Consider the following 11,433-nt stretch of genomic DNA (forward strand, 5'->3'; position numbering starts at 1 on the left):
GGGGGGCGGATTTGGGAGGGTGGGGATGGGCGGCGCTGGGGGTGATAATTTTGGTGCGGCGTTCGTCGCCAAATTTCCGCTTGAGGGTGCGGAGGTCTTTTTTCAGGGATTTTAGGAGTTCGTGGCGATCGCCCAATAACCGTTCTAACTCCCCAATCCTTTGCTGTAACTCCTCATACTCCCGTTCGAGTTTCTGACGTTCCAGCCCGGTTAAACGACGGAGCGGCATGGCTAAAATGGAATCGGCTTGGGTTTCACTAATCCCTAGGCGCACCTGTAATTCCCCTTTAGCGGTGGTGCCATCGGGGGCATGACGCAATAAATCAATCACTAGGTCTAACTGAGTTAACGCCGCTAATAAGCCTGCCACTAAATGTAAACGCCGTTGGCACTGTTCCAACTCGTGACCATAGCGACGGGTTAAGGTTTGTTCTCGAAATTTGAGAAACTCATCTAAGACTTGGCGTAAACTCAACTGACAGGGGGTGTTATCCACCAAGGTGAGCAGAATTGCCCCAAAATTGCTCCGTAGGGCCGTTTGTTTATAAAGTTGACGTAAGACTTCCTTGGGGTTACTGTCCCGCTTGACTTCCACCACCACGCGCATTCCTTCGCGATCGCTCTCATCCCGAATATCAGCAATCCCCTCTAATTTTCCCTGATTCACCAAATCGGCGATTTTCTCAATCCAGCCCGCTTTATTCACCTGAAAGGGCAATTCTGTAATCACAATCACCCCAGTATTTTTGCGCCGTTTGCCCAGATCCACCCGTTCAATTTTCGCCACCCCTTGCACCGTAATAATCCCTCGTCCGGTGCGGTAAGCCTCCCGAATCCCCTCTTTATCCAGAATTTGTCCCCCCGTGGGAAAATCTGGCCCCGGGATGATTTCCCAGAGTTTCTCGTCGGGTAAATCGGGCTTATCAATCAGGGCAATTAAACCATCCACCAACTCTCCCAAATTATGGGGCGGAACATTGGTGGCCATACCTACGGCGATCCCAGAACAACCATTGAGTAATAATAGAGGCAGTTGGGCCGGCAGAACGACAGGTTCTTGCTGAGAATTGTCAAAGTTGCTGGTAAAGTCTACCGTTGCCTCGCCAATTTCGCTCAACATGGCTTGATGGGCAACTTCAGCCAAGCGGGTTTCTGTATAGCGCATGGCGGCCGGAGGGTCATTATCGACCGAGCCGAAATTGCCATGTCCAGCCAGTAGGGGATAACGAGAGGAAAAATCCTGCACCATCCGCACTAGGGCATCATAGACCGCCTGATCTCCGTGAGGGTGATATTTCCCGAGTACATCCCCTACGACCCGGGCGCATTTGCGAAAAGGTCGGTCTGGCGTTAACCCTAATTCGTGCATTGCGTATAAAATACGACGGTGAACGGGTTTAAGCCCGTCTCGGACATCGGGCAAGGCTCGACCAACAATGACGCTCATGGCATATTCAAGATAAGACCGTTCCATTTCTGCATGGAGTGCTGTAGGGATGATTTTTCCGGTCTGTAACAGGTTCAACTGTTTTACCATGAGTTTTTGTTTCCTTGTCTGTAATTTAATCAGGACGCTCCATCCTCGCCAACGGCAGGGTGGGGTAGTTTACTTGTTATTGTTGGACATGATGACGGATTGCCCCTGTAATGGGAATATTACAGAAGGTAACTTTGAGTACTGGTTTTGATTTGAGTCGAGTGGCATCTGATTTTTCGGATAATTACCTATGACAACCGTTTTGATTGTAGAAGACGATCCCATCAATCTTCGCGTTTTTTCTAAGATTCTCACCAAACGGGGAGGCTTGGAAGTCCGTGGGACGGAAGATGTAGAAGAAGTGATGCGCGCCGCCCAAGCGGGGGAGGTGGATATTATTTTAATGGATGTATCCCTCGCTCACAGTGTCTATCAAGGAAAAGCCGTGGATGGGATCAAAATTACCCAAATGCTGAAGGCTGATCCCAATACGGCTCATTTGCCAATTATTCTGGTCACAGCCCATGCCATGGAAGGCGATCGCGAAACTTTTCTTAAACAGAGTGGAGCCGATGGCTATATTTCTAAGCCTGTTGTTGACCATCAAGGGTTTGTGAATCAAATCCTCACCCTCTTACCTCAGTAGAACGACCCAAGCGCAAAAGGAAAAAGCTCATCCCTCAATTCTGGGAGGATGATTCTTTTTCCTTGGTTTCTTTTATAGTATCTTAGTCCTAATCGGGGATACTAGGCAAGGTGTTCATGTTGAAACGAGTCAAGAAATCCTAATCAAGGTGCAACAATTCACCCAGAACACCCCGCCCCTCTAGTAAAAGTCGCGCCAACATGAAAAGAGGCGCGAAGCCATAGACTCTATCTATCCCTTGCAGACCATGCCCCGTCAACGGAAAAAATCTGACCTCCCTAGCAAAATCTGTCCGGTATGCGATCGCCCTTTCACCTGACGCAAAAAATGGGCGGATTGCTGGGATGAGGTTAAATACTGTTCAGATCGCTGTCGCAGACGACGTTCTCAAGCCCATTAATCAAACCGACTCCCGAGACGGTTTAAAGGCCAAATGCGCACCATCGCCCGCCCGATAATGTTTTCCGCCGGAACAACCCCCCACACAAAGGAATCACAGCTTTTATTGCGATTATCTCCTAATACTAAATAAGAATCAGCCGGGACAGTTGGGAAAGTCCCCTCATAATTAGGCGGCTCGTTAATATAATTCTCTGTCAACAATTGCCCATTGACAAAAATCTGTCCCCCTGTCACCTCAATTTTATCTCCCGGCAAACCGATCACCCGTTTAATATAAGCATCTCGGATGGGTAATGTCTTAGTCGGATCACATTTCAACGCCGTATCAGGAGGATAAAACACGATAATTTCCCCCCGGTAAGGAGTGCGGAAACGTAACGTCACCTTGTCAATAATTAGACGGTCATTGACTTGCAGCGTCGGTAACATCGACTCTGAGGGAATATAGCGAACATCCCCCAAAAAAGTCCGGATAATTAAGGCTAAAACAATGCTCGTCCCTACAATAGAGCCGATTTCGACCCAGACATTAGTGGGTTTGTCCTGCTTTTCGCTCACCAGTTTCTCTCCTGATTGTCCTTATCTAATATATCCACTGCGGGCTGTAATTGACTGAAGAGCAGGGAAAAGTCCAGAGACACAACGCTTGGGTGTTCGGCAGTCCACAGCTTGAGTTATTCACTCATCCCTGTTCACCCGCTCAGATATTTGCTAATAATTCTCAATTATCAGGACTTGTTGCAAGTTATCCCGAAAAAGGGCTATGCTTGTCAACAAGTCGTTTTACCTGAGAATCCTATGCTTCCTTACACCGCCAACACCTTAAAAGCAGAATTAAACTCCCGAGGCTGGCGCTTAACACCCCAACGAGAAAAAATCCTCCACGTTTTTCAAAATTTGCCCCGAGGCAACCATTTAAGCGCAGAGGAATTATATTCACTTTTGGATCAACGAGGGGAGACTATTAGTTTATCGACCATCTACCGCAGTGTGAAACTTATGGCACGGATGGGGATTTTACGGGAATTGGAACTGGCAGAAGGGCATAAACACTATGAACTCAATCAACCCTATCCCCACCACCATCATCATATGGTCTGTATTCAATGTAATAAAACCACCGAATTTAATAATGATTCGATTTTAAAACATAGTCTCAAACAAGTGGAAAAATTTGGGTTTCAATTGATTGACTGTCAATTAACAGTAATGACTATTTGTCCTGAAGCGTTGCGTTTAGGTTGGCCTTCTGCCTTACCCAGTAATTGGTCTTGTTCTAGGGTGATTTCGGAAACCCCCCTAGAAGACGAAGAAAATTAGGCTTGTTGACTGGCCAATTGAAACCCTAGTGCTTTTTTCTTCATCATTTGAAAAATATTGTAGAAACCATTGGCACGGGATGGGGTGAGACTTACTCGTAATCCCGTTTCCTCGATAAAATCTGGAGTAACAGCTAGAATTTCTTCGGGGGTTAGTTCATTGAGTCCTTCAATCAGTAAGGCGACTAATCCCTTGACTAATTGAGCATCAGAGTCCCCATGATAAATCACTTTCCCCTCGACTAAATCGGCCGTGATGAACACTTGGGAGACACAGCCATGTACTTTGTTTTCTGGGGTTTTATCTTGGTCTGCCATAGGGTCCAAGCGGTTGGCATACCAGAGCAATTGTTGATAGCGTTGTTTAGGGTCTGTGCGGCGCTTGAAACGTTGCACAATTTTATCCAGTGTTGGGGGTAAGGGTTTAGCTGTCGATGACATGAGGTCGTAAGTTTCGTTAAACTATCTTGTAGATTCGTTACTGATCTTAACACTCCTGATCCGGCAGAGAAAAAGTTTGCTCAAAGTTCAATTGTTTAAGTTTAAGATTTCATGAAAGAATCCCTCCCAGAATCATCGGAGGTTATGAGTTGCCCCGTTTGTGAGCAATGGATTAACCGGAATGTCTCAGCTTGTCCCCATTGTGGCTGTATTTTTTGGCACGATGAACCCACAACCTCGGAACGGTGGTTAACTCACCAGCGTTTTATTGCGATCGCCATTGGGGGCTGTACAATCCTCTACATTGCCACCCTAATCCTCAGTGGATCAAACATTGGGGGGACAGGGATGATGAATTTTTTAGCCCCCAATACCGTTGCTTTAGTCCTCTTTGGGGCCACGGGAGCGATTCCGGTTTTTGAATTAGGGCGCTGGTGGACGGTTTTAAGTGCCGCTTGGTTACATGGCAGCTTGTTACATATCGTCTTCAATATGTTGTGGGTGAGGGATTTGGGGGCGGGTGTGGGTCAGGTTTACGGGGCAAGTCGTTTGGTGGTGATCTATACCTGCGCGGCCATCACAGGGGCTTTTTTAAGCAGTGTAGCGGGGGTTTATCTCTTAGATGCTCCAGCCCTCTTTCATGGGGCGCAGTTGTCTGTGGGGGCTTCTGGGGCTATTTTCGGGCTATTTGGGGCGCTGGTGTCCTATGGGCAGAAAATGCGCAATCCTAACCTGCGACGCAAAGCTCTATCCTATGCTGTGGTGTTGTTTGTTTTTGGGGTGATTATGCCCAACGTGGACAACTGGGGGCATTTAGGGGGGTTTCTGGGGGGATATATACTCACCCAACTCCCCGGATTCCATCCCGAGGACCGTTGGGGGAGATGGGGGGAAGGAATTGCGATCGCCTGTTTGCTCCTAACTCTGGCCAGTGTAATTGTTTCGGTTCTAGATATTTTGGTCTGGCGTTAGGGTGAGTTTCCCCCCTCAGTTAAGCAGAATCCCCCTAAATCCCCCTTCTAAAGGGGGACTTCCCCACGATTCCCCCTTCCCTCCGGTTCCCCCCTTCCAAAGGGGGGCTAGGGGGGATACGAACCTGCAACTACGAACCTGACCCCCAGAGGACGGTGAGATCAAGGGCAAAATGGGGGAGGATGGGGTCGCCGGAGAGGGTGTCTGGGCGGTTGAATTCTTGGGGGGGTTGCCCGGGACGATAGGCGTAAATTTGCTGGTTTTCTGTGTCGATTAACCAGCCTAATTGTGCGCCATTGTCAATGTATTCTTCCAGTTTCGCCCGGAGGGTAGCGAGGTCGTCGCTGGGAGATTTGAGTTCTAGGACAAAATCGGGACAGAGAGGGGCGAATTTCCGGCGTTCTGCTGGGCTGAGGGCATCCCAACGGGCTTGTTCAATCCAAGCGACATCGGGGGAGCGGATGGCTCCGTTGGGGAGGGTAAATCCGGCGGAGGAGTCGAATACTTTTCCTAGCTGTCTCTGTCGATTCCACTGCCAGAGTTGACCGAGCAGATCCGCATTATAAGCTCCGGTTTCACTTCCGGCGGGGGACATGGCAATCAGTTCTCCTTGGGCGGTGCGTTCAAGGCGCAGGTCGGGGTTTTGCTGGCAGAGTTGCTCGAAAGTTTCATGGGTGAGGTTGAGGGTGAGCATGGGATTTTTTGCTACAAACAACAAAGTTCATCGGTTTGACTCTAATCGATCAAGGGGTGACAATTTAGATCAGACAAAAACAACTTGATTGGCGAAATCCTCCAATTCTCCAAGTCTGGCATAAATGGCAGCCAGGGAAATTTCTGGGTGTTGAAAGTGCAGTTCTTCTGGACTCCACCCGTGGGCGTGTTTTTCTTGAATCAGTTGGGAAACTGAAAGGCGACTATTGGCAATTTTTGCCTGATGTTGAGCATCAATTTCTAGGTATTGCCAAGTTACAGGATTATCTAGGGTGAATGTCATATTGAGAAAAGCGCAAGGGTTGATTTTATTTAAGTTCAGCAAGGGCTAAGGGAAGTGACTACTATTCTAGCTAGGGTCTGCTGAAAAAGCCCAACGCTAGACTCAACAAGGGAATTGATAATTGACAATTGTCAATTATCAATTGTCAATTATCAATTATCAATTATTCCCGACTCCCCCTGCTCCCCTGCCCCCCTGCTCCCCTGCTCCCCTGCCCCTCTGCTCCCCCGCTCCCGACTCTCTTGCTGTTGAGGAAAACCGGGATAGGTGGGTAAAGATTGCCACATATCTTGGGCGCGGAAGAGGTCAGGCGATCGCGCCATTACCGTTTTTATGATTTCCTCTGCTTTCTCCCATTGTTCTTCGAGGATGAAGGCCTGAGCGAGGTCTAAGGCCATAGTATCGTCACGGGGGATCTCTTCATCGGGCAGGAGACGCATCCCCTCACGAAAAGCCATCTGAGCTTGTTCTAAGTTGCCCCCCATCCACAACACCACCCCTAAACGGAAATGAATCCGACTGTTTTGGGGGAAAAGGGCGAGGGACTTTTGATAGGCTTCCAAAGCTGGAGGAGGGTTTCCCTGGTCCATAAAGACATCCCCCATCAAACCATAGGCGAGGGCATTTTTCACATCCTCTCCCAGAGGATCAAGTCCAGTGTGATAGTCAATCACCTGTCGGAAATGGTCAAACCCAGCGTCTCGCTCATATTTCCAAGTGAGTAAATGGGCAAGGTGATAGTGGGCCCAAACTAGGTCAGGATTTAAGCCTAGGGCTTGCTCTAAGGCTTGTTGTGCCTCGTCATAGCGTTGTACCCAAAACAAGGCTTCTCCCAAACCATTGTAGGCATGGGCAAAGTTTGGACTCAGTTCAATGGCTTTGTGGTACATCTCAATGGCTCGCAGCCAACGTTTTTGGCGAGCGAAGAACCACCCTGTTTCAAAGTAGGCGCTGGCCTCGATTGACTCTCGGGCTGTTCTGGGGGCGGGGTGTGCTTCTCCGATGAGTCCGGCATCGGTGATAGGTTCTCCGAGGGGCGAAAAATCGCGATCGCTTAACCTATAGCCATATAGGGGATCTAGAGTTATTGCCTGACGATAGGTGGCGACCATTAAGCCCACATCAATCTCCTCTCCTAGGGCTAACGTTCGGGCTAAACGGAGTAAGGCAATGGCTTGTTCTGAAGGGTCTTCTTCCGCCAAGGAGACGGCCGTTTGATAGCTGGCGATCGCGCCGTCCCAGTCTTCAGCACACAAACGGAGATCCCCCTGCTGGATGTAATGACCAGTTGTCGTGAGTTCTGGGGGAGGCTCCAGACCCTCACAATCGATGCCTGTAGCCGTCATTTTAGCCATCCCCGGCATTCCCATCAACAGTCCACTGATCGTCAGTCCCCAGATGAGCAATTGCCTTTTCCCTGCCATGACTTCTCCCCCCTTCTCCCCGTTGTTCGAGAGTATCCTATCGCGTTTCTAGTGTATCCTCCTTTCCGGGAGGTTAAGCTACCGCGCCCAATAGGGGTTCGTAGTTGCGCTTCAGCGCCCAATGGGTTCGTAGTTGCGCTTCAGCGCCCAATGGGTTCGTAGTTGCGCTTCAGCGCCCAACGAGGTTCGTAGTTGCGCTTCAGCGCCCAACGAGGTTCGTAGTTGCGCTTCAGCGCCCAACGAGGTTCGTAGTTGCGCTTCAGCGCCCAACGAGGTTCGTAGTTGCGCTTCAGCGCCCAATGGGTTCGTAGTTACGCTTCGGGAGTGTAAATCTTCTCAGGAAAGCTCCTCCATTAAGCCAGCCATCTCCTGCACCGGGAAGCGCTCCATTAACTGAATAGCCCGTCTGGCGTTTTGTTGTAAGCTGTTAGACACCCCCGGCACGTGGGGAATCTGGGAGAGAAAATCCAACGTCCGGCGCAACATTCGCACTAAATCCCCTTGATCAAAATTGGTGTTATCACAGAGTTCGTCCCACTCAATGCCCAGCGCCCAACGTTCCACCACACTACTGAGTAAAGCCGTTTCCTGTTCCAACCACACCGGAAGCACGACATTATAACGGTGTTGGCACTTAATTAACCGCTTGCGCAGGGGCATTAACTCCTCCATTACCTCCAAATAGGGCGCATTGGGGAGATAATTCGACCAACTATCAGGACGGGGGGGTTCTGAGATTAAAATATAGACCAAGGCCGCTAAATGGTGGGGGTCTAAATCATCCAAATAACCAGACAACAACACTAACCCTAACCACAGTTCATTATCTCCCCGAATGGCTGCGGCCGCTTGTCCGAGGGCGGTGGGTCTGTACTGGTCTAAAGCGTCAAACTCCCGCAACACTTTCACTAAATTAGTAAACTCTCGCCAGTGGGTGGTTTGGTGTTGTTTAAAGGCTTCTTGGCGCGATCGCAAAGCCGCCCGTAAATCTAAACGGTGTTGATGGCGCTTAATCAACTTACTCGGTTTCCCCCATTGATTCAGGGGATGATTGTGAAGTTGTTCCTGCACCATTTCCAGACGGGCGGCCTGTTCCAGTACCTCCGGCGCTTCCGGCACCTCCGGGCTTTGGTCTGGCAGGAGTTGGGCCACGGCCGCGCTGATTTCCTCCCCCTTGCGGTGTTGACCCCGTTTGATGGGCAATTCCGGGGGGGGAGTCAGGGGATCTAACACCGAGAGGGAGAGACAGCGACCATCCACCTGAATCAAATCATGGTAGGACAACACATACCAACGATTATCCCGCCCCAAACAAATCAGATAGGGCGCTTGACCCCGCCCCGGTGCTTGGGCGTAGAGAACAGCCGGGAGTAGAGAGCCGGCCGTTTTGCCTTTAATATAAACAATGCTCCCCGTGCCGAGATGATCCAGTTGACGCGCCATTTCCTTGCTGCGGGTTTCTTCAGCTTGGTGTTGTAGGGTTTTGAGTAAGCGCCGTTCTTCTCGTAATCGTTCGCTGAGTTTACCGTATTCTTGCAGAAGTTGATCGGTCACCGGAGCCAGTTCTATATCCAGTTTCGCCAATTCCGTCGTCAGTTCTGCGATCGCCTGTTGTTCCGGTAACAAGCGCAAAGTGGCGGTATATTGGGCAAAACTCCGCTCTAACAAATCCTTCGCCTCATCAACGGAGTGAGTTTGTAGGAGGTTTAACACCATGCCGTAGGTGGGGGTAAAACGACTGACCAAGGGATCCGGGGTTTTCAGGGCTAAACTCGCCGCATCTTTACTCCCCTCAAAGGGAGTCTGCACCGTCACCACATGACCCATGTCATCCATGCCCCGACGACCCGCCCGACCTGCCATTTGGAGGAATTCCGAGGCCGTCAGGAGACGGTGGCCGTGATCGGTGCGTTTGGAGATCGTCGAAATCACCGTAGTCCGCGCAGGCATATTAATCCCGGCCGCGAGGGTTTCTGTGGCAAATACCACCTTCACTAACCCCTCTTGAAACAATTCCTCAACTAGCGCTTTCCAAGCGGGTAAAATGCCCGCGTGGTGGGAAGCAATGCCCTGATACAGTGCTTCGAGTACCGATTGCCGTCCCACCGCACTTTGTACCGAAGGATTGAGGCTTAAAAAAGCTTCAATGCGTTCTTTAAGCAGGATGGCCTCCTCCGGGGTAATGAGAATCAGGGGAGCTTCTTCGTCCTCGGGGTGGCGTTTAGTCCGGGGGAGGGTGAGTTCATAAACCCTCTGCATCGCTTGATCACAACCCCGACGACTGAAAATAAAGTAAATGGCGGGTAACATATCCTGGGCGTGGAGTTGCCGCACCACATCCACCACCGTGGGGCAATCTTCCCGTCTGATTCGTTGTTTCGGATTCCGTCGCCCTTTGCCTTTTAGCCGACTGTTGATCCCGGTTTTAGACTCATTTAAGAGGGGACAGAGCGCTTGTTGATTGCTGAAATAAAATTCTAGGGGAACGGGGCGGAAATTGGACTGAACTAACTCGGTTTTCCCATGGACTTGGGAAATCCATTCCGTGAGTTCATCCGCATTGGCAATGGTGGCCGAGAGGGCGACTAATTGAATCTTAGGGGGAGCATAAATAATCGACTCTTCCCAAACCGTACCCCGTTGGCTATCGTTCATGTAGTGACATTCATCTAGCACCACAGTTTCCACCCCTTCTAGAGAGGTTCCCACCTGACCAATGGGAGTCCCGTAGAGCATATTCCGGAAAATTTCCGTCGTCATCACTAAAACCGGGGCATTGCGGTTAAAGGAAGCATCTCCGGTCAACAATCCTACAGACTGTTCCCCAAATTTATCCCGAAAATCCCGAAACTTCTGATTTGATAAGGCTTTGAGGGGGGTAGTATAAAAAACCCGTTTCTCTCGGCGTAGGGCCCGATGGATGGCATATTCTCCGACCAAAGTTTTCCCGGAACCCGTTGGCACACTAACCACCACAGACTTATTGCCATCCAACGCGGCGATCGCCTGTTGCTGAAAAGGGTCTAGTGGGAAGGGGAATAGGATTGTGGGATCGAGATGATTAGAACTCAAGGAAATGCTCACGGAAAGTTGCTCAACAACTTCCTATTCTGACACTCTCCCAACGCTGACCACAAGGGGTACAGTGCGGGAGTGCTATGGGTAGGGACTTTGGAGCTTTCCTAAACTCCAGTGATCAAGCCGGGTTAGGATAGCGTTGGGGTTAAGTGTTGTTGAAAGCCTACCAGTTCGGTTATTTGCTAGAATTTAGTCGGGTTCAATTATAGCGTTTCCATTTGAGTTTTGTCATCCACAAGGGAAAGCAAAAGGAACACCGGATCTGGGAACAGTATACAAGGGTTACAAGGAGCTTGAAGTATTATGAGAAACTTCTCTGAGAGTTGATCAATGATTTGGAAACCCTATAGTACGGACAGCTAAAATAATGGATGCTCACGAGTTAGAAAAATGGTTCAATGATTTGGAATCGGATCGTGTTGAGCGCAAAGCGTCCATTGCTGATAGTAAAAAAATTAGACAAGCCATTTGCGCCTTTGCCAATGATTTACCAAAAACCCTGGGTCTAAAGCCCCGTCCTTCTAGGACGGCTTTTTCTTAATCGTAATATAATTAAGAGAATCACTTGCATTTCGTAAGATGCTCATTCTTTCCTATCAATACAAGTTGCGTCCGACACCAGAACAAGCCGCCGTTATCAATGAGTGGCTTGGTATTTGTCGTTCGGTTTATAACTA

12 protein-coding genes and 1 pseudogene are annotated in these 11,433 nt (G+C 49.6%); 6 read left to right on the forward strand and 7 right to left on the reverse strand.

The features are described from left to right. A partial coding sequence (locus K4A83_RS19770; protein ID WP_265266404.1) for a DNA gyrase/topoisomerase IV subunit A occupies positions 1 to 1,537 on the reverse strand: 1,537 nt, incomplete at its 3' end. 190 nt (positions 1,538 to 1,727) lie between these two features. On the opposite strand from K4A83_RS19770, the gene K4A83_RS19775 reads away from it, so the two are divergent. After that, on the forward strand, positions 1,728 to 2,123 hold the full coding sequence (locus K4A83_RS19775) for a response regulator (RefSeq protein ID WP_265266405.1): 396 nt from the start codon (positions 1,728 to 1,730) through the stop codon (positions 2,121 to 2,123). A gap of 247 nt (positions 2,124 to 2,370) precedes the next feature. Then, positions 2,371 to 2,523: pseudogene (locus tag K4A83_RS22890) on the forward strand (DUF2256 domain-containing protein). Here K4A83_RS22890 and lepB read toward each other — a convergent pair. Continuing rightward, entirely contained in the window at positions 2,520 to 3,083 is a 564-nt protein-coding gene (gene lepB / locus K4A83_RS19780) for a signal peptidase I (RefSeq protein WP_265266406.1), read from the reverse strand. The pseudogene K4A83_RS22890 and the gene lepB sit on opposite strands and share 4 nt — an antisense overlap. Before the next feature lie 240 nt (positions 3,084 to 3,323). On the opposite strand from lepB, the gene K4A83_RS19785 reads away from it, so the two are divergent. After that, a complete protein-coding gene (locus tag K4A83_RS19785; protein WP_265266407.1) occupies positions 3,324 to 3,845 on the forward strand; it encodes a transcriptional repressor in 522 nt (173 codons plus the stop codon). Here the strand turns inward: K4A83_RS19785 and K4A83_RS19790 are convergent. Continuing rightward, on the reverse strand, positions 3,842 to 4,285 hold the full coding sequence (locus K4A83_RS19790) for a SufE family protein (RefSeq protein WP_265266408.1): 444 nt from the start codon (positions 4,283 to 4,285) through the stop codon (positions 3,842 to 3,844). The genes K4A83_RS19785 and K4A83_RS19790 overlap by 4 nt on opposite strands. A 111-nt stretch (positions 4,286 to 4,396) precedes the next feature. On the opposite strand from K4A83_RS19790, the gene K4A83_RS19795 reads away from it, so the two are divergent. Next, a complete protein-coding gene (locus K4A83_RS19795) occupies positions 4,397 to 5,257 on the forward strand; it encodes a rhomboid family intramembrane serine protease (protein WP_265266409.1) in 861 nt (286 codons plus the stop codon). A 130-nt stretch (positions 5,258 to 5,387) separates the two neighbouring features. Here the strand turns inward: K4A83_RS19795 and K4A83_RS19800 are convergent, their stop codons facing one another. The 4 genes from K4A83_RS19800 to K4A83_RS19815 all read right to left on the reverse strand — a co-directional run bounded on the left by K4A83_RS19800 (position 5,388) and on the right by K4A83_RS19815 (position 10,762). Beyond that, entirely contained in the window at positions 5,388 to 5,951 is a 564-nt protein-coding gene (locus K4A83_RS19800) for a Uma2 family endonuclease (protein ID WP_265266411.1), read from the reverse strand. 69 nt (positions 5,952 to 6,020) lie between these two features. Further along, positions 6,021 to 6,254, reverse strand: a complete 234-nt coding sequence (locus tag K4A83_RS19805; RefSeq protein ID WP_265266413.1) for a DUF433 domain-containing protein — start codon at positions 6,252 to 6,254, stop codon at positions 6,021 to 6,023. Between the two features lie 152 nt (positions 6,255 to 6,406). Continuing rightward, entirely contained in the window at positions 6,407 to 7,678 is a 1,272-nt protein-coding gene (locus tag K4A83_RS19810; protein ID WP_265266414.1) for a tetratricopeptide repeat protein, read from the reverse strand. 336 nt (positions 7,679 to 8,014) lie between these two features. Further along, positions 8,015 to 10,762, reverse strand: coding sequence for a DEAD/DEAH box helicase (locus K4A83_RS19815; RefSeq protein ID WP_265266415.1), 2,748 nt, complete (start codon positions 10,760 to 10,762; stop codon positions 8,015 to 8,017). 361 nt (positions 10,763 to 11,123) lie between these two features. On the opposite strand from K4A83_RS19815, the gene K4A83_RS19820 reads away from it, so the two are divergent. Both K4A83_RS19820 and K4A83_RS23600 read left to right on the forward strand, forming a co-directional pair. Then, positions 11,124 to 11,297, forward strand: a complete 174-nt coding sequence (locus K4A83_RS19820; protein WP_265266416.1) for an AlbA family DNA-binding domain-containing protein — start codon at positions 11,124 to 11,126, stop codon at positions 11,295 to 11,297. A gap of 38 nt (positions 11,298 to 11,335) precedes the next feature. Beyond that, the coding region (locus K4A83_RS23600) for a helix-turn-helix domain-containing protein (RefSeq protein ID WP_407810207.1) at positions 11,336 to 11,433 on the forward strand (98 nt) is incomplete at its 3' end.

The organism is Spirulina subsalsa FACHB-351 (assembly GCF_026130165.1).
Lineage (GTDB): Bacteria > Cyanobacteriota > Cyanobacteriia > Cyanobacteriales > Spirulinaceae > Spirulina_A > Spirulina_A subsalsa_A.